Raw genomic sequence first — 20,298 nt, forward strand, 5'->3', positions numbered from 1 at the left:
GCTATACGCGCTGCCCTTACACCAGGCGTGATTAATTATTGATATCGGAATAACCATTCTTTTTACTGGAATAATCGCCATCAACCAATAAATCCCGGCGCTCAAAAACTGGAGAAAAGAGCACATCGCCTTCAGTCGCATTATGAAGTGACGCGTCTTCTCTGGCTTCCGGTATATCAGTAGAAATTGCTGCAGATGTTTGAACTGGTTTTAGCCAAACTTGATTAAATAGAAAATCTTCTTTATCAGGCCGCAGCATTTTCCACATTAAAAACATAGAACTTGCTGCAATGAGAATGATTAACGCGCCTTGCTGCCAGTGTTTCATAAATAAATCCCGATGACTGTATAGCCAGATTGAAAATCTTGAAATGAATTTATTAATATGTAACGACCTAAGATTTTCCAGCAATCAGGGTATTTACCTAAATTAATGCCGCTCACTTATAAACTATTGCCAAATGAAGTTTAGTGTCTGCTAACTTTCTGCCTTGTTTTATCTGACGTTGAACAGCGCATCCCCGTTTCAGGAGTTTTTGCATGAGTACCGCCTTTCCACCACCGCTTCCGTCCGCCCCCCCTTCCCGCCCTGCAACCTCGTCTGCGGCCCAGGCCCGGCGCGCGCGCCAAGCCGCGCTCGGCAGTTTTGTTGGGGCGGTGGTCGACTGGTATGACTTCCTGCTGTACGGCATCGTCGCCGCGCTGGTGTTCAACACCGAATTCTTCCCACAGATCAGCCCGGCCATGGGCACGCTCGCGGCCTTCGCCACCTTCGGCGTCGGCTTCCTGTTTCGTCCGTTGGGCGGCTTCGTGTTTGGCCACTATGGCGACCGCCTCGGACGCAAACGGATGCTGGTGCTCACCGTGTTGCTGATGGGCCTGTCCACCGCGTTAATCGGTTTGCTGCCACCGTTTGCCGTAATCGGCTGGTGGGCACCGGTGCTGCTCGTGACGTTGCGCGCGGTGCAGGGTTTCGCGGTCGGAGGGGAATGGGGCGGCGCAACACTGATGGCCGTCGAAAGCGCGCCAGAAAAGAGCAAAGCGTTTTATAGCAGCGGTGTACAGGTCGGCTATGGCGTCGGTCTTGTGCTGGCGACGGGGCTGGTAAGCCTGCTCAGCCGTTCAATGGACAACGCCTCATTTATTGCATGGGGCTGGCGGGTGCCATTTCTGTTTAGCGTGGTGCTGGTGTTAGTCGCGCTGTGGATCCGCTCAAGCATGGAGGAATCCGTGGCATTTACTGCCGCAGCCCGTAGCCGTGGCCACCATGACCGCCATGAGCTCCATAACCCGCCCGCCCGGCCACCGCTGATCGAAGCCTTGCTGCAACACCCCCAAGCCTTTTTGCTCATCATCGCGCTGCGGCTCGCCGAGCTGTTCACGATGTACATCGTCACCGCGTTCGCGCTGAACTATTCGACGGCCAATCTCGGCATGCCGCGCTCGTTTTTTCTGGAAATTGGCCTGCTGGTCGGCGCGCTGAGTTGCCTGACGATTCCGTGTTTTGCCTGGCTGGCAGACCGCTTCGGCCGTCGCCGGATTTACCTGATTGGCGCGCTGGCCGGTGTCGCCAGCGCGGTGCCGTTCTTTCTCGCGCTCGAAGCGCGCTCGACGGCATGGATCCTGGTGTTTGCGGTGCTGCTCGCCAATGTCGCGCACGACATGGTGGTGAGCGTGCAGCAACCGATGTTCACCGAGCTGTTCGGCACCGCCTATCGCTATAGCGGCGCGGGCGTCGGTTATCAGGTGGCGAGTGTGGTGGGCGGCGGCTTCACGCCGTTTATCGCAGTTGGGCTGGTCAGTCTGGCGGGAGGGTCATGGCATCCAGTAGCGCTGTATCTGGCTGCGGGCTGCCTGGTCTCGGCGCTCGCCGCCGCCCGCATGCGCCCGGCGCACGGGGTTTGAGTCTTGCGCCACATGGCGGACAAGCCTCGATTGCGAGGGCACAGGTTTTAGAGCAAACTCCGGCCCATTCAACCCGCCAGCCAAGCCGCCGCGTGAGTGCGAGGCGTCTGGCGCGCCCCCTGTGCTGCCGGAGAACCCTGAATGCCGACGACCGTCCCAGCCGCGCCGTTCGAAGTCTTGCTGATCGAAGACAGCGCGGAATTTGCCGTCATCATCCGCCACTGGCTGGAGCAACACGGCTTCGCCAATGTCACCCATGCCGCCGATGGCAAGCGTGGCATGGCGCTGGTGCATGAAGCGCGCTGGGACCTGGTGATCGCCGATATCGAGCTGCCGGACATCAATGGCCTGGAGCTGGTGCAACTGGCCAAGCAGGTGGATCGCTGGCTCTCGGTACTCATCATCACCGGCGTGCAAAGCATGGATTACGCTCAGCGCGCGGTGCAAAGCCATGCGGATGGCCTGCTTTTCAAGCCGTTTCCCAAAGAAGATTTTTTGACCCAGGTGCGTGAGCTGGCGACGCAAACCCGGGTCAATCACCGCCGTGAGCGGCGCTCGGTGCTGGCGATTGGCGCGCATCCCGATGACGTCGAAATTGGCTGCGGCGGCGCGCTGGCGCGGCACCTTGCCAATGGCGACGACGTCGCTATCGTCACGCTGAGCCATGGTGCCTCGGGCGGCGACGCGGCAGTACGCGCGCGTGAAGCGGCGGCAGCGGCTCAATTGCTGGGTGCCAGGTTGAATCTGGGTAATCTCACCGATACCCGGATTCCTGAAGGCGGCGAGTCGATTACCGCGATTCTTGAGGTGATTGCCCGGGTCCGTCCGACCCACGTCTATACCCACTCGCAGTTCGATACCCACCAGGACCATCGCAATACGCATCACGCCAGCATGGTTGCAGTGCGGACCATTCCCAACGTGTATTGCTATCAAGCGCCGTCGGCAACGGTCGATTTCCGGCCCAACCTGTTCATCGACATTTCTGCGCATCTGGACACCAAGCTGGCGGCCATCGCGGCCTACGAAAGCCAGACTTCCGTACGAGCCTATCTAGCACCGGATCTGATTCAGGCTACCGCGCGCTACTGGGGCCGGTTTGCTGGCTTCGTGCTCGCCGAGCCGATGGAAATCGTGCGCCAGCGCAACGACTGATTCAAACCGTGGGCGCTGCTGACAACCTCGCCAGTTCCGCCTGCACTTGACGCACCAGCGCCTCCAGGTCATTGGCCAGCGCGCGGCTGCGCGCATCGCGTGCCGGCGTTTCGACCGGCTCATGCCACAGCGCATGAACCTCATGGGTTTGAGCCCGCAGCGCCTTCGACGCCAATATCCCCAGCGTCGGAGTGACACGATGCAAATAACGGCGCACGCTCGCCGCATCCTTGCTGGCAATGGCCTGATGCAGTTGCGGCAAATACTCTTGCGACGACTGCACGAACGCGTCGAGCACCTCTTTCAATAGCGCTTCATCCCCCAGAAAAGCCAGCGCGCCTGGCCGGTCGAACCACTCGGTGTCCGTGTGTGCGGTCATGGCATATCAATCTCAGGTGCAGATACCGGCACGCGCTTGAGCCTCAGCTTGAGAATCTCGCCATTGCGCAACGGCTGAGCCATTTCGTAGGAGCGAAACTGCCTCATCCATGCGGGCGTGGCGTCGAAACCTTGCGCCAGCCCTAGCGTAAAAGCGCGAAAAAACTGTCCATGGCCCACCGCCACCACCAGCCCATCGACTTCAAGCGCGCGCAAACGCTGCTCAAACGCCTTGAGCCGTTCGATAAACATCGCAAACGATTCCGCGCCCGCGCCGTCCACATACTCAGGATCGCCAAGCTTCCAGTAACGCTCCACCCACGGCCGCCGCGTCGCACTCGTCGTATTCACACTGTGCGCGGCGCTGAGATAGCTCAACTCGCCAATCGGCCAGATTTCGTGATGGGCCTCGGGATAGCGCGCCAGCAAGGGTGCTGCGGTATCACGGGCGCGCAGAAACGGCGACACGATCACCAGCGCCGGACAGCAGTCGACCTGCTGCGCCACGGCCATGGCCTGACGCTGGCCGAGTTCGGTCAGCGCGATCTCGGCGTGACTTGCCGTGGCGGGCCGTCCGGCGTTGGCGGTGCTTTGGCCATGGCGCACCAGCCATAGATTCAGGGGCGGCACAGCTGAGTCCATTCGCCCGGGTCAAAAAACTGCTCGGTCCAGTAGCGCACCACCATCAACTCACGAAACGGCAGCAGCGTGTCCGGCAACGGCTCGCCGCGCACGTCGGCCACCAGCAACGCGGGAATATCGATGCCGGCCGCAGTGGTCAAGGGCAGCGTGCCAGGAAAACGCGGATTGATTTCGAGCAGCTTGAAGCGGCCATCGCTGGCGCGTTTGAACTGGACGTTGGCGACGTAACGAATTCCGGCCACCTGGGCAGTGTTGGCCCCGGCTTCGATGAGTTCATCCAGATGCCGCGTGCGCGATGCCACTGCGATGCCGGAATCGGTTTTCATCCGGTCGCGCGGCACTGCGGCAAGCACCACGCCATCACTGCGCACATAGCAATCGACTGAATATTCTTCGCCCGGCAGCCATTCCTGCAGCAAATACGAGCCATCGAGCGGCAACGCACGCAGATCGTCCTTGTGATGGATCAGCGCGATGCCACGTGAGCCCGCGCCCAGCCGGGGTTTAGCGAATAGCGGAAAAACCAGCGCCTGGTCGAGCGTGGCCGCACTCAGCAAACCAAATTCGGGAACGGGCACCGCGTGTTTCAGATGCTCAAGCAGCAGGTATTTATCGCGGCACAAGCGCAGCGTTTCGACGGGAGAAAGCGGCACGCGCGTGCCGCCAGCCTCGAACGAGGAAGCGGCTTCGGCCACTGGGACAAGTTCGGCATCGACCGTGGAGAGCAGCATCTCGATGCCGCGCACGCGACAGGCCTCTTGCACCGAGCCAACGAACTCAGGACTATCGCCGCGCGGCACGATCAGCCGTTGCGCCGCAGGCACCAGATATAAACCAGCCGCACACGGATCCATATCGGCCATATGCAATTCATGCTGGGGATAAAGGCTTTTCCAGATGCTAATAGCGGCAGGCCCGCCCGCACCAGTAATCATGATTCGCATTGCAGTTTCCTGAACAGGTCAGCCGATTTAAATGGAATAGTAATTTTTGGCGTAAAAATTAATACAAATCTTTATTGAGATAAAACTGTATCATACCGGCCAGACGTAACAAATCGATTTAAATCGAGCTTTTAACCAAGGACGCCGTCATGAGCCACTCAAGCGCACGCAAGCCCTGGCGAAGCGCGCCAAAGCCCCTGCGGCCAAGCATGGAGTGCTATTCATCGTGACTCAGACGCTGTTTGAATGGCTGCTCATCTCACTGGTATTGCTCGGCGCACTTCCGGTGATAACGGCATTTATTCAGTTTTTTCTCGCCGGGCTACATGGCCTGCGCAATCATTATTCGCAATGCGCGCCATATATTCCGCGCGTCGCGTTTCTCATTCCGGCATGGAATGAAGGCGCGGTAATTGGCGCGAGTATCGAGCGTTTACTCGCACTTAACTATCCACGCGAACATTTAAGAATTTATGTGGTGGATGACGCCAGCACCGACGCCACGCCGCACGTCGTGCAGCAAAAAATGACGGCGTTTGCTGGCACGGTGTTTCACCTGCGCCGCGAGCGCGGCGGCCAGGGTAAAGCGCATACGCTCAATCACGGTCTGGAGGTTGTGCTGGCCGAACCATGGGCCGAAGCCGTCATGATCACCGACGCAGATGTGCTGTTCGAGCCCGATGCGCTGCTACGCATGACGCGTCATCTGGCCGACCCCAACACGGGCGCGGTCACCGCCTATATCAAGGAAGGCAGCGTGCCGGGCAATTTCATCACCCGCTCGGTCGCGTTCGAATACATCACCGCCCAGGCCGCCGCGCGCCGCGCGCAAAACGTGCTGGGCGTGATGGCCTGCCTGGCAGGCGGCGCGCAGTTGCATAGCCGCGCCAACCTCGTCGCGCTCGGCGGCAAGATCGACACCACCACCCTCGCCGAAGACACCTTCACCACCTTCGAAACCGAACTCCAGGGCCGCCGCGTGGTGTTCGATGGCCACGCGACCGTATGGGCCGAAGAGCCTGGCACGGTCGATGGGCTGTGGAAACAGCGGCTGCGCTGGGCGCGCGGCAACTTGCAACTGACGATGGCGTTTCGTCATGTGTGGTTTCGCCCGAGCCTGCGCGGCAGCGTCGGCAGCCCGCTGTTTGGCGTGATCTGGTTTTCGACCGTGCTGATGCCGCTATTGATGGGCATAGCGATGCTGGCCCAAGTCGGCCTGTTCCTTCTCAACGCCGACTGGGCCTGGCAGATATTCCGTTCGTTCTGGTTTATCAACGCTGGGGTCTATCTGTTCGTCACGCTGTTTTCATTCTCGATTGATCCGGCTACGGCGAAACGCGCCTGGTTTCAGGGGATTGTCTTTCCGGGGCTGATCTCGCTCGCGGCGATGGTGTTTTCGTTTTTGCCCGGCGTGTTCAACCGCTACTTCGCACAGCGGCTCCAGAGCCATACCGGACAGTTTGGCTGGCTCGATGCGCTCATGCTGTTTTTGTATTCGTGGGTCGGCCTGTGCATGCTGGCGGCATGGTGCGTGCGCGAGCTCGAACGTGCGGGCCTGCCGCCTCGGCTGGTGCAAGCGCTGCTGCTGGTGGTCGGCTATGGGCCGCTGCTGTGCACGATCGAGCTCGCCGCCTTTATCGCTGAATGGCGCGGGCTGGAACGCAAATGGGACAAAACCGAGAAATCCGGCAGCGTTCAAATCAGGAGCTAGACATGCCTACGCATGAGCATCCAGGCGGGCAAGCCGCATTCGACACCATGCTGCAAGACGATATCCGTCACGAGCGGCGCTTGCTGTACCGCGAACTCGCCGTGCTGGGGTTCATCGCGCTGCTACTCGTGGCACGCTGGCGAATCTTCGGGAGCGCCTAGGTGAAAGCGCTTCGGTGGTATTACATGCTGGCCGCGATCCAGGCTATTACCGCTGTGCCCGCCAGCGCGCAGGTGCAGGTACAAGCGCAGACGCAGGCCTGCCAGCTTGATCTCGCGCAGCAGCTGTTCGCCCTCAAACCGCGTCCGGACGCACGCATCGAGACGCTGCTCGCCGCCTGTGACGCCGAAGCCGCCAGTGACTACCGGGTCGATCTGCTACGCGGCGGCGCCGCCCGCGATGCGGGGCAACTTGAGCAAGCGGTGCGCGCGCTGCAACACGCGCATCAACTGGCCCCGCATGAACTGGCACCCACGCTTGAACTGGCTACGACTTACGAATGGCGCGGTGACTTGCGCGCGGCGCGCCAGCTCAACGACGAAGCGCTGGCGGCCACCCCCACCTCGCGCGCCGCGCTGCTGGGTGCCGCCCGAGTCGCGCGGGCGCAGCACCGGCCAGCGGAAGCGCGAGCGCTCTACACCCGTTTGCTCGCGATTGATCCGGACGATGCCGAAGCGCTCAGCGGACTGGCATGGCTCGAACTCGACAGCAAGCATTTCAGTGCCGCACGCGCACAATTCGAAGCCGAACTCAAGGCCCATCCTGATGACCTCAATGCCCAGGCAGGCCTTGAACAGCTCAAACAAAGCTGGCGCTATCAGTTCGATGCGGGCGCGTCGGTGTACTCACTGGCGGCGGGTACCGCCTATGGCGGCACCGCGCAACTGCAAGTCGCGCTCAACGACACCGACACCTTGCTGTTCGGCGTCGGTCACAACACCCGCGAGCTGCCCACCGAGAACCCCAACGACCCCACCCCGCTCCCCTCCAACTACGGCCGCATCGGTTTTCAGCGGCTGGTGCCGGGCAGCTACCACTGGGGTATCGCGTATGAGTTCCGCGAGCGCAGCGCACAAAACGGCGAAAACCGCGTCGAGGTCAATCTCGGCAGCTATCTGACGCGCACCGTGCAATGGTTTGCTGGCGTGCGCCAGGGCTTCCCCTCGCCGTGGGAAAACCGGCTGGTATACGCCGGGCTCTCAGCGCCAGTCATCGAGCGCTGGAGCGCCACGCTAACCAGTTACTACGGCCATGCCGAATCCGCTTCGGATAGCCAGGCACTGGTGCTGGACCTAACGCGTGAAGGCCCGGGGCAACTGCTCTACAACCTCGGTGCGGGCTACAACTTCGAGCCGCGCAGCTTCATCGTGCACGGACGCGTGGTGTGGCCGGTCACCACCCGCCAAGCGCTGACCTTCGGCATCGAACATCGCTCGTTTGGCAACGAACTCGAAGCAGCGCTGGGCTGGCGCATCAACTGGCAATGAAACGCGCCCCGTTCACCTGCCTGGGCCAGGCGCTGGCGCGGCACTGGCATCGCCTGATCGACTGGCTCGACCCAGCCGTGATGATGATGGTGCTCGGGCCGTTGATGATCGTGCTCGCGTGGAGCATCACCATAGGCAAGATCGCCGATGAGCGCGCCCAGGCCATCGCCCGCGCTTTCGCCACCGCCAATGGCCTGGCACGGGCTTTTGACGAGCAGTCCAAGCGCACCATCGGCTCCGCCGACCAGATGCTCAACCTCGTGCGCCGCCGTTATCTGAGCGCGGGACAAACCATCGATATCGCCCAGGTGCTGCGCGACGCGGCCTATCTCAGCCCCGACTATTTACGCGTGCGCATTGGTGCCGCAGACGGCCAGCTGATCGCCTCCTCCACGCCCGATGGCCCGCGCTCGATGCGCGAACGGGAATACTTCAAGGTGCATCTGGCGCATCGGGAAGACTTCCTCTACATCAGCCGCCCGATGCGCTATGAACTCAGCGAGCCATGGACGATCCAGCTCTCCCGCGGCATTGAGCGGCGTGATGGCAGCTTTGCCGGGGTGGTGATGGCATCGCTTGAGCCTTCGTACTTCTTGCAGGCGTTTCGTGACGCTGATTTTGGCGAGCAGGACGTAGCGATGCTGGTCGGCACCGATGGCATCGTCCGGGTGCGGCTGCGCGGCAACAAGATCGACTTCGAACATGGTGAGTCATATCTGCCGCTACTCGACATCAGCCGTTCACGCGCGGGCCAGGCGGTCCACGCCCGCAGCATGATTGGCGGCGTGGAGCGTTTCTGGGTCTCGCAGCAAGTCGGCGACTATCCGCTGACGGTGGCCGTCGGACTGGCCTCGGAGCGGGCGCTGCATGAGTTTCAGCGACGCCGCTATGTGTACCTGATCGGCACCAGTATTTTTTCGGTGTGCGTGCTGGTGCTGACCTTGCTGGCGGGTTGGCTCTCGGCGCGGCGACGGCGCATCTTGAGCCAGCTTGCCGCCACCGAGCGCCAGGCCAACGAGCTCAAATCGAGCTTTATCGCCAATATCTCGCACGATCTGCGCACCCCGCTCAACGGCATCATCGGCTTTGCCGACGTGCTGCGCGAAAGCGCCCCCGATGCCGAGCGGCGTCAGTACGCGCAATACATCCTTGATAGCGGCAACCACTTGCTGGCGCTGGTGAATATGATTCTCGACCTGACCAAGATGCGCGCCAGCAAGCTGCAACTGCATCTGGAGCCCACCGACCTGCGAGCGTTGGTGACCCGGGTCTCCAACACCCACGCGATGGCCGCGCGCCGCAAGGGCCTGAGCTATACGCTGAACATTGCCGACGAATTCCCGCCGAGCGTGATGTGTGACGCGATCCGCATCACCGAAGTGCTCGACAACTTGCTGCACAACGCGATCAAATTCACCGAGCGTGGCAGCGTAACGCTCGCGCTGCTCGCTGCCGGCGACGAGGTGATATTGCGCGCCAGCGATACCGGGATCGGCATGAGTGAGGAAGACCAGAGCCATCTGTTCGAGATGTTCGCCGAAGGGCGCGACATGGCTGCGCGGGCGAATGTCGGCAGCGGTCTGGGGCTGGCGTTCTCATATGAACTGGTGAAGTTACATGGCGGCTCGGTCACGGTGGCATCAAAGTCCGGTGAAGGCACCGTCGTCACGGTGCGCTTACCGCGCGGTGCTATTCCTGCTTCAACCCTGGAGGACTCGCAGCATGACAAGGCAAGTACTGGTGGTGGACGATGATCTGGTGAACCGCAAGCTGGCGCGCGCGATGCTGGCACGCGACGGCTGGGAGGTGAGCGAATGCGAGGACGGGCCGAGCGCGCTGGAGCAAGTGCGGCAGCAGCCGTTCGATGCCGTCTTGCTGGATATCAGCTTGCCCGGGATGAGTGGCGAGACCGTGTGCGAGCGCTTGCGTGAAGCGCACCCGGGGCTCTTTATCGTCGCCTATACCGCGCATACGATGCCCGAGGATACCGAGCGGATGCTGGCCGGAGGCTTCGACCGGGTGTTGCTAAAGCCGGTCACGTTTGCAGCGCTGCGTACAGCGTTTGCCACCCAGCAGGCTTATTAAGGTGCTTCTTCATGGCGCGAGCTGGAGCCGCGCCATGAAGTCCAGACGACGGCTTTTATCAAGCTAGAAACGCCATAACAGGGTGCCTTCAAGCGCGTTACCGCCTCGTGCTCTCGCCTTATCGCGGCGCTACCGCACTGGCCCGAGTACGACAGCCCCAACGTGGCGTGCTTGCCGATACCGATACCGATACCGGCACCAAGATCGACACCCACTTCGAGGTGAGCCGCTAAAGCCGCCGCGATAGCATTTTCGAAGACCTGCGCTCAGTTCTCCAACGCGAGTTGAGCATCCCGGCGCAGCTCGACAGCATCAATCTGGGAGAGCAAAAGCTCACGGCGTTCGAGACGGAACAACTGCATCGAATTGCTAACTTCCTCAGCCTGATCTTTCAGTGACCCGGCCGCTGCCGCCAGCTCTTCCACCATCGCCGCGTTTTGCTGCGTCACCGAATCCATCTGCATCACCGCTGCGCTGATCTGGGTGACACCGGAGCGCTGCTCCACCGCAGCGGCGCTAATTTCGTCGAGCACCGTGCTGACCTTGACCACCGCGGCAAGCACGTCCTTCATGCGCTCTCGTGCGTCAATCGTGCGCTCGCGGCCTAACGTGACACGCTGCGCCGAATCCGTCAGAAGCAGCTTGATTTCCTTCGTCGCGGCGGAAGTGCGCTGCGCCAGAGCACGAACCTCGGAGGCAACCACCGCGAAACCTCGACCCGCGCTACCCGCCCGGGCGGCCTCGACCGCGGCGTTCAGCGCGAGGATGTTGGTCTGAAAGGCAATGCCTTCGATCAAATGCGCGATCTCATTGATGTATTTCCCTGAACCAGCGATTCCCTCCATGGTTTCAGCCACAGCTTGTACCGCTTCATTCGCCTGAATCGTGACCTGCGACGTGTCCTGGGCCAGCAAAGCGCCACGCGCAGCCGCATCAGCACTTTGTTGCACCGTGCCATTGATCTGCTCCATCGAAGCGGCGGTTTGCTCCAGACTCGCGGCCTGCGACTCCGTGCGAGCGGACAGATCGTTGTTACCTGCGGCGATTTCCCGAATCGCCGTGCGCAGCGGCTTGACCTCTTCGCGCACGTCATGCACGACGGTTCGCAGATTGACCGACATCTGCATCAACGCCTGCTGCACTCGCCCGAGCGCACCGCTTGAACCAGTTGTCACCGGACGCGACAGGTCACCTGCCGCCATGCGGTTCGCGTCGGCCACGAGCGCATTCAGCGGTTTCACGGCTAAAGAGCGGGTATGCCAGAACGTCAGCGAGATCGCCACAACAGCCGCCACCAGGGTGAGTGATAGCGGCATGCCGAGTACCACCGGCGCGACGATCACCACGGCCGCGCCCAGTTGGGCCCATAGCAGCTTGCCCTCCATGCCCAACGTCAAGGCCCGGCGGGCGCGCCCTAGCCAGTCGTGACGCAAGACTTCCCCTCGGCGCAGGATGTGTTTTTTCTTGCCAGCCCGGGCCTCGTCGCGCATAGCCGCATATAAACGCTCAGCCGCGACAATCGCCTCGCGCGAAGGAATGCTGCGCACCGAAAGAAAACCAGTGATGTGCTCACCATCCATCATCGGCGTGGCATTGGCCTGGACCCAGTAATGGTCACCGTTCTTGCGCCGGTTCTTGACCATCCCGCTCCAGGGCAAGCCGGTCTGCAAGGTCTCCCACATGTCACGGAAGGCTTCTTGCGGCATGTCCGGGTGACGAACGATGTTGTGCGGTTGACCAAGTAGTTCCTCGCGGGCAAAGCCGCTGACTTCGATGAATGCCCGGTTGCAATAGGTGATGCGGCCCTTCTGGTCGGTCACTGACACAAGCGTCCGATTGAGCGGAATCGTGTGTTCGTGCTGGGTGACAGGCTGATTGTTGCGCATCGTTCTGGGTATCCGAGACGGTCTACAAATACGGGAGCAGGCTTATCGAGCAGCGTGTGCGGTCGTGCGACAGACGTTTTGCCGGCAGCGGGCATGTGACGAGTGCCTGGGGTGTCTAGTGCCTGGTGCCCGGTGCTTGCCGAAGCCGACGCGAAAGATCCCGCTCCGGGGCAGACAAGATTGATATGGGCTTTTAAAGGCCTCGATCAGGACACGCTCGCCGGGCGTGCGTCACAACTGAAGCCACTGCCACTTATGAGGAATCGGCTTTTACAAAACGTGCAGTTCGACAAACGCATTGCTCGTGCATGGTTAATGCTTAACGGCAAGATTACGATTGTCTTTAGCGCGGCAGCGGTGCGACCGTTGGTCGCGTGCGCGCAAATGCCTGCGCGGCACAACGCGCGATCTGCTTGCTGACGAATGGATCGCCAGCGTCGATGAGCATGCCGGAGACAAGCTTGTGCGTCGGGGCCGTTGGGGTCGGGGTTGACCGATGGGTGTCCACAAGACCGCAGCGACCAAATTACAGCGGCAAGGGTGAAGCAGCAGCTTGATCCGCCGCGCAGGCAAGGCTCATTCAGGCATCCGCCAAACCAAAGTGAATTACCGCTACCACGGCCGCCCCACCGGGAGTCTCGCTAATCCCTCGTCTCACCAAACCGAACAGGGGACTTGCACCCCCAAGCTGTTGCGCATGGCTCGGCGCACCAAAAAAAGCCTCCCGTGAAGGAGGCTATTTAAGAAGCTGCTGTGAAATGAGTTCAGAACCCGCCCCTACCCTCACCCGCCCTCATCCTCGAACGCCTTCGGATAGACCCGCACCAGCACGATGCGCGGCCCGCGCATTTTCTTCACGACGATGTCGAAGCGCTCAAACGCCACGCGCTGCCCTTCCACCGGCAAGTCGCTCAACGCCTGAATCACCAGCCCACCCACCGACTCCGCCTGGCCTTCGTCGATATCAATGCCCAGCGCCCGTTCAAGTGACACCACCGGCAAGCTACCCTTGCCCATCAAGGTGCCATCGTCCATCCGCGACCAGTCGGCATCGCCCTGGCGAAACTCGTCATGAATCTGCCCGACCAGCGCGCCCAGCAAGTTATCCAGCGTCAGAAACCCGATTGGCTTGGCGTTCTTGTGACCCACCAGCGCGAAATGCGGCGCGCCTTTGCGAAAGCGCCGGAACAGCTCCAGCGCGGGCATGCTCGGCTTCACGTATTGCACGGGACGCACGTACTTCGTCAGCTCGTCAGGCGTGCTGCCTGCATGACGCGCCAGCAGCAGGTCTTTCAGGTGAATCATCCCGGCCACCCGCTCGCCCGAAGCATCCTCGAACAGCGGATAACGGCTAAAGCGATGCCGTGCGATCACCTGCATGTTGTCGCCCAGCGGCACATCGCTACGCAGGCCGACCATTTCATGAGCCGGCCGCATCAAGTCCGAAACGGTCATTTTCGAAAAATCGAGCGAATGCGCGATCGTGTTCCATTCGTCCTGGCTGTAGGCATCACCACTGCCGCTCGCGCTGCCAATTTCACTCACAACACCCGTGCGGCGGCCACGCAAGATCAGCTTTAATTCATCGGTCGAATAATGCATATCGCCGCCATGTCCACCGGCCAGACCGGCCATGCGCAGCACCGCATTCGCGCTCGAATTCAGCACCCAGATCGCCGGATACATCGCCCAGTAAAACGCGTACAGCGGCGGGGCAATCCAGAGCGAGATTTTTTCGGCCTGGCGGATCGCCAGCGATTTAGGCGCCAGCTCACCCACCACGATGTGCAAAAACGAAATGCACGAAAACGCGAAAAACAGCGAAATACCGTGGACCAGTTTTTCTGATTCGATGCCTAGCAACGACAACAGTGGCGTCAGCAGATTGGCGAAAGCCGGTTCACCGATCCAGCCCAGCCCCAGCGAAGCGAGCGTAATGCCGAGCTGGCAAGCCGATAGATAAGCATCGAGGTGGCCGTGCACTTTACGCAGCACACGTCCGCGAATGCCGTGCTTGCGTGCGAGCGCCTTGACACGGGTCTGCCGCAGCTTCACCAGCCCGAATTCAGCGGCAACAAAAAAACCATTTAGCGCAACCAATAAGAGCGCACCAACAAGGGCAAAGACCTGGGCCAAGACGTCAAACTCCAAAAACGAAAGCGCTCAGTATAGAGGCCGCAGCCAGCGCGCTGAAAGCAAAGGTGCTGCGTCTCACAGTCAGCACGTGCTGCTAGTGCCTGCCAAACATCGGCAAAACGAAGGGAAATGCGGCGCTGCGGGCCGTTACCCCGCGAGTGGTAACCACAAGCGCAGCGCAGCAGGTGTGCCAGCGGCCTCAGCCTCATCAGAGGCCTCAGGCACCTCAGACACCTCAACCTGCTGCTCAAAACGCCCGCCATGCGCGAGCGCGACACGCTGGCACAGCGCGAGCACCCATGCAATCCGCCCGGCTTCGAGCGGCTCAAGTGCTTGCTGACGCGCATGGGCTTCGAGCACATGCGGCACCGTGCTGGCGTCGAGCATCCCGGGCGTCGCCCGAAAACGCACCGTCACACACCCTTGCCCAGCATCCGCCGTGACACTAAGCCTGGCCTGTGCCGCGCTCGCACTCGATTCAACGGCAAACACCAGCATCAGCCAGAGCGCAGCCGCCAGACGCTCGCGGTCACCATCCAGCGTGATCTCTGCGCCCAGCGATGCCGTGTCGATCTCCAGTTCCACCTGGCGGGCATCGGCCAGCGCTACGCGCACCGCAGCCACCGTTTCATCAAGCAATGACGGCAACGCCAACGTGGTGCGCCGTAATGTCAGCGTGCGGGTTGCGGCACGCGTGGCGTCAACCTGGGTTTCCAGCAAGCTGAGTTGCTGCTCAACACCGGCACGAATGCCATCGAGCGCACGCTGAGCCCCGGCATCGCTCGACGCCAGCTTGCGTTCGAGCACATACGCCCAGCTGTGAATCGCGTTTAGCGGCCCGCGCAAATCATGCGACATGACCCCCAGCACATGATCCCGCATGAACCACGCTGTTTCGGCACAACGTAGCGCGGTAAGGCGAGCGGCATCCGCATCGCCTGCAGAAGAAAACAAGGTCACGATAGTAGCCAGCCTTTATCTGAATCTGAAGCAACGGGAAACGAGGAAATCCGGAGAACCGGAGCGGGGATGGACCAAAGCGTTTGAGCCCCGCCAGGAGAAGCGCAACCCGCCTACAATACCGCCTTTATCTAACTTGTCTCAAGGAGCGGCACATGCCCATCGTCACTACTAATTCCGGCCTGAAATACGAAGACCTCACGGAGGGCACGGGTAAGGAAGCCTGTGCGGGCCAATCCGTCAGCGTGCATTACACCGGCTGGCTGACCGACGGCCAGAAGTTCGATTCAAGCAAAGACCGCAACGAGCCCTTTGCTTTTGTGCTGGGCGGCGGCATGGTCATCAAGGGTTGGGATGAAGGCGTGCAAGGCATGAAAACCGGTGGCGTGCGGCGACTGACAATTCCACCGCTCCTCGGCTACGGTGTACGCGGCGCGGGCGGTGTGATTCCACCGAATGCCACGCTAGTGTTCGAAGTCGAACTGCTTGAGGCTTAAAGCCAGCGCTGTCCTTGCTCACTGGCTCACTGGCTGAATCATGAACTCTGCCGCCGTCACCGCCCCTCAGGTTTCATTGCGCTGCTATGACGCAACTGAAGCCTCGGACGTGCACGATTTCCATCAAATTGTGCTGGGGCTGGATGGTGCGATGGCGATGGCGGTTGAAGGCGTCGGGCAGTTGCTCGACAGCCGTTCGGCATGGCTTATTCCAGCGGGTGCGCGGCACGAATACGCGGGGCTCGGGAGCAACCGGCAACTGGTGCTGGATCTGCCAGCCGCGTCGCTGGCGATTCCGCAACGTTTATTCGAGCGGGCCCGTGTGATTCCAGTGAATGCGCCGCTTGGCGCGCTCGTGCGGGACATTGCCATGCTCAGCGCGGGCCTGCCGCCTGCGCGGCCGCTACAACAACCACAACGCTTTAACTGGAACGCTGCGGCTCGCCTGAGCGCAGCCATCATCAGCGATGGCAGCAGCATACAAAGTACGGCGGCGCTACATGCGGGCCTCGATTTCGCCCGCATCGACCGCTGGTTGCGAGCCCATTTATCCGAGCCGCTACGGATTGCCGATCTGGCCAGCCATTGCGGTTTTGGCTTGCGCCGTTTCCATCAGCTGTTCATCGAAGCCTTTGGCGAAACGCCACATCGTTATCTGCAACGTCTGCGGCTCGACACGGCCATTATTTTGCTGAATGAACCTTCCCGGCCATTAACCGATATCGCGCTAAGCGTCGGCTTTAGCGACCAAAGCGCGTTCACGCATGCGTTTTCGCGGCGCTTTGGCCTCGCGCCTGGCCAGTGGCGCACTGGGCCCGGCACAGACTGACAGCGCACGCTGCCAGACCGGGCTTAGCCCTGCCCCACCCGCCGGCCGCCAAGCCCGCACACGTTTTACCCGCGCATGGGTTACCCAGCACCCAGGCCGCGTTGCAAGTCAGCCCGGATATCACTTGGGCTTTCCAGCCCAACCGCCAGCCGCACCAGCCCCTCGGTAATCCCCGCCGCCTCACGCACCTCCGCCGCGATGCGGCCATGTGTCGTGGTCGCGGGATGCGTGATCGTGGTGCGGGTATCGCCCAGATTGCCGGTAATCGAACAGATTTTCGTGCCGTCGATCACACGCCATGCATTCGCACGCTGCGCCTCGGGGCTATCGCCATGCAGCTCGAACGACACAATCGCGCCGCCCGCTTTTTGCTGACGCTGGGCAATCGCATATTGCGGATGTGATTCGAGCCCCGGATAAAACACACGCTTGACCGCCGGATGCGCTTCGAGCCAGCGCGCGATTTCCAGCGCATTCGCGGACTGCCGCTCAACCCGTAACGACAAGGTCTCCATACCCTTCAACAGCACCCACGCGTTAAACGCTGACAACGTAGGGCCCGCGCTGCGCACGAACGGAAACACTTTCTCCATGATGAACTGGCGCGAGCCCACCAGCGCACCGCCCAGCACCCGGCCCTGACCATCCAGAAACTTGGTCGCGGAATGCATCACCACGTCAGCACCGAGCTTCAGCGGCTGCTGTAAAGCCGGGCTGCAAAAACAGTTATCGACGACGAACAGCGCATTCACCTGTTTCGCAATCTTGCCAATCGCCTCGATATCCGCGATTTCAGTCAGCGGATTGGACGGAGTTTCAAGAAAGAACATTTTGGTTTCAGGCTGCACGGCGGCTTTCCACGCGTTCAGATCGGTGGGATCGACAAAGGTGGTCGTGATGCCAAAGCGGGTGAAGATCTGCGAAAACATCCCCAGCGTTGAACCGAACAGGCTGCGCGAGCTCACCAGATGATCGCCCGCCTGCAACGCCGACATCACCACCGACATGATCGCGCTCATACCCGAGGCCGTCGCCATGCAGGCCTCACCGCCTTCGAGCGCGGCCAGACGGTCTTGAAACATCGTCACGGTGGGATTCGTAAAGCGCGAGTAGGTGTAGAAATCTTCGGAATTTTTAAAACGCTCAGCCGCTTCAGCGGCGCTGGTAAAACAGAAGCTCGACGTCAGGAAAATGGCTTCGGAATGCTCATTGAATTCGCTGCGCAACGTGCCGGAGCGAACAGCGAGAGTATCGAAATTAAGAGAGTCGTCCATATACGTGTTCCGTTTCAGTAGTCAGGGAGACGCCAAGCGCCTCGTCAAGAAAAAAGCCCGCGTGGCGCAAGGCTCAGGCGGGCTTCACAAGCGGGAACAACGACTGCTAAAACAGCAGCAGCGGCGGCACGGACATCACAGACACATCAGTCACGCCGTTCGCTTTAGCCGTTTTGGGTTGCCCCGCGTCCGCAAGCTGAGGTCAAATCGACGCGAACGGCAAGCCTAACATGCGTGCCGGGTTCACTCCACCGACAGTTGCAGATGCAGTTGCGAGCGGGTCGTGCCGCCGTCCAGTTCGTCGCTCGCGGAGTCACGGTCGGATTGCGCGGAAGGTGTCATACGAGCGCTTTCAATCCGGTCCAGGTACTCGGGCGTGATATCGCCGGTGACGTAATGGCCGTCAAAGCACGAGGCCTCGAAGTCCTTGAGCATCGGATTGGTATCACGCACGGCCTGCTTCAGCGCATCGACGTCCTGATACACCAGATGATCCGCGCCGATCATCGCTGCCACCTCTTCATTCGTGCGGCCATGGGCCACCAGTTCGCCGCGCGTCGGCATGTCGATGCCATAAACATTCGGGAATTTAACGGGCGGCGCAGCGGAGGCAAAGATCACCTTGTTCGCTCCCGCATCGCGCGCCATCTGCACGATTTCATGGGAAGTGGTGCCACGCACGATCGAGTCATCGACAATCAGCACATTCTTGCCCTTGAATTCGATCCCCATCGCGTTGAGTTTCTGGCGCACAGATTTCTTGCGCACAGCCTGCCCAGGCATGATGAAGGTGCGGCCCACGTAACGGTTTTTGAAAAATCCCTCGCGGTATTCCACCCCCAGTCTGGCCGCCACCTGCATGGCGGCAGGACGTGACGAATCTGGAATCGGCATCACGACGTCAATCTCAACGCCGGGCAACTCGCGCTGAATTTTTTCCGCAAGGTAGTCACCCATGCGCAGCCGTGCGTTGTACACCGGCACGCCATCCAGCACTGAATCAGGCCGGGCGAGATACACCAGTTCAAAAATGCACGGGTTCAGGCTGGGATTCAGCGCGCATTGCTGCGTGTGAAAGTTGCCTTCGATATCAATGAAAATGGCTTCGCCTGGTGCCACATCACGCACGAATTCGAAGCCAATCCCTTCAATCGCCACCGATTCCGATGCCAGCATCCATTCGATGCCGTTAGCGGTTTCCTGCTTGCCCAGACACAGCGGCCGGATGCCGAACGGGTCACGAAACGCCAGCAGCCCATAACCGGCAATCAGCGACACAATCGCATACGACCCGTGGACCCGCCGATGCACCCCGGACACCGCCTTGAACACCGCCGCCGGATCAAGCTGCAAGCCCGAACTAGACAATTGCAGCTCGTGCGCCAGCACGTTCAGCAGCACTTCGGAATCGGAACTGGTGTTGATGTGACGGCGGTCGACCCGGAACATTTCTTCCTTGAGCTGCCGCCAGTTGGTCAGGTTGCCGTTGTGAGCGAGGATGATGCCGAATGGCGCGTTCACGTAGAACGGCTGGGCTTCTTCTTCGCTGGAGGCCGACCCGGCAGTCGGATAGCGCACCTGACCGATACCCGTTGTGCCAGGCAAGCCGCGCATGTTGCGCGTGCGGAACACGTCGCGCACCATGCCATTGGCCTTGTGCATATGAAAATTGCTGCCATCCGCTGTCGCAATGCCCGCTGCGTCCTGGCCGCGATGCTGCAGCAGCAGCAGGCTGTCATAAATCAGCTGATTGACGGGGGAATGGGAAACTACACCTACGATGCCGCACATGGCATGTCCTTCAAAGGAACGAAATTCGTCACGAGCACCAGACCCAAAATGGGGGCTAGGCCGTGGATGTCCTGCACTACGCTGCCTGAGCATACTCGGCACACCCGGCACATCCAGCCTCCGCTACATACGGATATAGGCACCGAGGGTATCGGGTAGCAGCGGTTTCAGTTCATGCACACCTTGTTCGGCATAGGGCCGCAACAACGCGTTTTGCCAGAAGGTTTGCTGGGGTAATTCAGTCAGGCCCGCAACGGCGACCAGAATCAGCACCAGCACTACTCCTCGCACAAAGCCAAACATCAAACCCAGTGAGCGGTCGACGCCGCTCAAACCCGTGGCCTGAACCAGCCGGCCGAGCAATGCGTTGGCCACGCCAGCCACTAGCACCACGCCAATTACGATCAGCGCGAAAGCAACCAGCCATTGAGTTAATGCGCCGCCTGGCCACGTGGCCGGAATAAATGGCACCACCCAACCGACAAAATGGCAGGCCAATAAAAACGCCGCCACCCAGCCAATCAGGCCAAAAATCTCTGAGAGAAAACCGCGCCACGTGCCACGTAACGCCGATAAACCAATGACCGCCATTACAGCGTAGTCGAAGAGCGTCAACAT

Annotated in this window: 20 protein-coding genes; 10 read left to right on the forward strand and 10 right to left on the reverse strand. The window is 60.7% G+C overall.

Features of this window, described 5'->3' with window-relative positions:
* Positions 1-31 precede the first annotated feature (31 nt).
* The gene (locus tag GH656_RS17100; RefSeq protein ID WP_153077218.1) at positions 32-328 is read right to left on the reverse strand and encodes a hypothetical protein; all 297 of its coding nucleotides are present in this window, start codon (positions 326-328) and stop codon (positions 32-34) included.
* 212 nt (positions 329-540) lie between these two features.
* Between GH656_RS17100 and shiA the strand changes: the two genes are divergently transcribed.
* Positions 541-1,905: a shikimate transporter gene (gene shiA, locus GH656_RS17105; protein ID WP_153077219.1), complete on the forward strand. Its 1,365-nt coding sequence runs from the start codon at positions 541-543 to the stop codon at positions 1,903-1,905.
* Positions 1,906-2,046: 141 nt separating this feature from the next.
* The gene (locus GH656_RS17110) at positions 2,047-3,060 is read left to right on the forward strand and encodes a PIG-L family deacetylase (protein WP_153077220.1); all 1,014 of its coding nucleotides are present in this window, start codon (positions 2,047-2,049) and stop codon (positions 3,058-3,060) included.
* 1 nt (position 3,061) lies between these two features.
* Here the strand turns inward: GH656_RS17110 and GH656_RS17115 are convergent, their stop codons facing one another.
* Genes GH656_RS17115 through GH656_RS17125 form a run of 3 tightly spaced genes read right to left on the reverse strand, consistent with a single transcriptional unit; the run spans position 3,062 to position 5,024 of the window.
* Positions 3,062-3,439 (reverse strand): Hpt domain-containing protein, encoded by a 378-nt coding sequence (locus GH656_RS17115; RefSeq protein WP_153077221.1) that lies wholly within the window; start codon positions 3,437-3,439, stop codon positions 3,062-3,064.
* Entirely contained in the window at positions 3,436-4,068 is a 633-nt protein-coding gene (locus tag GH656_RS17120; protein ID WP_174769819.1) for a histidine phosphatase family protein, read from the reverse strand. Before GH656_RS17120 ends, GH656_RS17115 begins: the two co-directional genes overlap by 4 nt.
* On the reverse strand, positions 4,056-5,024 hold the full coding sequence (locus GH656_RS17125; RefSeq protein WP_153077223.1) for an ATP-grasp domain-containing protein: 969 nt from the start codon (positions 5,022-5,024) through the stop codon (positions 4,056-4,058). The genes GH656_RS17120 and GH656_RS17125 overlap by 13 nt, the downstream gene beginning before the upstream one ends.
* Before the next feature lie 226 nt (positions 5,025-5,250).
* On the opposite strand from GH656_RS17125, the gene GH656_RS17130 reads away from it, so the two are divergent.
* The 6 genes from GH656_RS17130 (at position 5,251) to GH656_RS18200 (ending at position 10,540) form a co-directional block, all read left to right on the forward strand.
* Complete coding sequence (locus GH656_RS17130; RefSeq protein ID WP_217352303.1) at positions 5,251-6,735, forward strand: glycosyltransferase family 2 protein; 1,485 nt, start codon at positions 5,251-5,253, stop codon at positions 6,733-6,735.
* Between the two features lie 2 nt (positions 6,736-6,737).
* The gene (locus GH656_RS17135) at positions 6,738-6,896 is read left to right on the forward strand and encodes a hypothetical protein (RefSeq protein WP_153077225.1); all 159 of its coding nucleotides are present in this window, start codon (positions 6,738-6,740) and stop codon (positions 6,894-6,896) included.
* Complete coding sequence (locus tag GH656_RS17140; protein ID WP_153077226.1) at positions 6,897-8,222, forward strand: tetratricopeptide repeat protein; 1,326 nt, start codon at positions 6,897-6,899, stop codon at positions 8,220-8,222.
* Entirely contained in the window at positions 8,219-9,976 is a 1,758-nt protein-coding gene (locus GH656_RS17145) for a sensor histidine kinase (RefSeq protein ID WP_153077227.1), read from the forward strand. The genes GH656_RS17140 and GH656_RS17145 overlap by 4 nt, the downstream gene beginning before the upstream one ends.
* Positions 9,945-10,307, forward strand: a complete 363-nt coding sequence (locus GH656_RS17150) for a response regulator (protein ID WP_153077228.1) — start codon at positions 9,945-9,947, stop codon at positions 10,305-10,307. Before GH656_RS17145 ends, GH656_RS17150 begins: the two co-directional genes overlap by 32 nt.
* A gap of 107 nt (positions 10,308-10,414) precedes the next feature.
* On the forward strand, positions 10,415-10,540 hold the full coding sequence (locus GH656_RS18200) for a hypothetical protein (protein ID WP_281349681.1): 126 nt from the start codon (positions 10,415-10,417) through the stop codon (positions 10,538-10,540).
* A 33-nt stretch (positions 10,541-10,573) separates the two neighbouring features.
* Here GH656_RS18200 and GH656_RS17155 read toward each other — a convergent pair whose 3' ends face one another.
* The 3 genes from GH656_RS17155 to GH656_RS17165 form a co-directional block, all read right to left on the reverse strand.
* Positions 10,574-12,193 (reverse strand): methyl-accepting chemotaxis protein, encoded by a 1,620-nt coding sequence (locus tag GH656_RS17155; protein ID WP_153077229.1) that lies wholly within the window; start codon positions 12,191-12,193, stop codon positions 10,574-10,576.
* Positions 12,194-12,976: 783 nt separating this feature from the next.
* Entirely contained in the window at positions 12,977-14,329 is a 1,353-nt protein-coding gene (locus tag GH656_RS17160) for a hemolysin family protein (protein ID WP_153077230.1), read from the reverse strand.
* A 147-nt stretch (positions 14,330-14,476) separates the two neighbouring features.
* On the reverse strand, positions 14,477-15,289 hold the full coding sequence (locus tag GH656_RS17165; RefSeq protein ID WP_246184352.1) for a histidine kinase: 813 nt from the start codon (positions 15,287-15,289) through the stop codon (positions 14,477-14,479).
* Positions 15,290-15,444: 155 nt separating this feature from the next.
* Between GH656_RS17165 and GH656_RS17170 the strand changes: the two genes are divergently transcribed.
* Complete coding sequence (locus GH656_RS17170) at positions 15,445-15,786, forward strand: FKBP-type peptidyl-prolyl cis-trans isomerase (RefSeq protein WP_153077231.1); 342 nt, start codon at positions 15,445-15,447, stop codon at positions 15,784-15,786.
* Between the two features lie 40 nt (positions 15,787-15,826).
* Entirely contained in the window at positions 15,827-16,615 is a 789-nt protein-coding gene (locus tag GH656_RS17175; RefSeq protein ID WP_153077232.1) for a helix-turn-helix domain-containing protein, read from the forward strand.
* An 80-nt stretch (positions 16,616-16,695) separates the two neighbouring features.
* Here GH656_RS17175 and GH656_RS17180 read toward each other — a convergent pair whose 3' ends face one another.
* The 3 genes from GH656_RS17180 to GH656_RS17190 form a co-directional block, all read right to left on the reverse strand.
* Complete coding sequence (locus GH656_RS17180; protein ID WP_153077233.1) at positions 16,696-17,889, reverse strand: O-succinylhomoserine sulfhydrylase; 1,194 nt, start codon at positions 17,887-17,889, stop codon at positions 16,696-16,698.
* Positions 17,890-18,132: 243 nt separating this feature from the next.
* Positions 18,133-19,680 carry an amidophosphoribosyltransferase gene (purF, locus tag GH656_RS17185; protein ID WP_153077234.1) on the reverse strand — a complete coding sequence of 516 codons (1,548 nt, stop codon included), beginning with the start codon at positions 19,678-19,680 and terminating at the stop codon, positions 18,133-18,135.
* Between the two features lie 123 nt (positions 19,681-19,803).
* Positions 19,804-20,298 (reverse strand): CvpA family protein, encoded by a 495-nt coding sequence (locus GH656_RS17190; RefSeq protein WP_153077235.1) that lies wholly within the window; start codon positions 20,296-20,298, stop codon positions 19,804-19,806.

Origin of the sequence: Paraburkholderia bonniea (assembly GCF_009455625.1) — a bacterium.
Lineage (GTDB): Bacteria > Pseudomonadota > Gammaproteobacteria > Burkholderiales > Burkholderiaceae > Paraburkholderia > Paraburkholderia bonniea.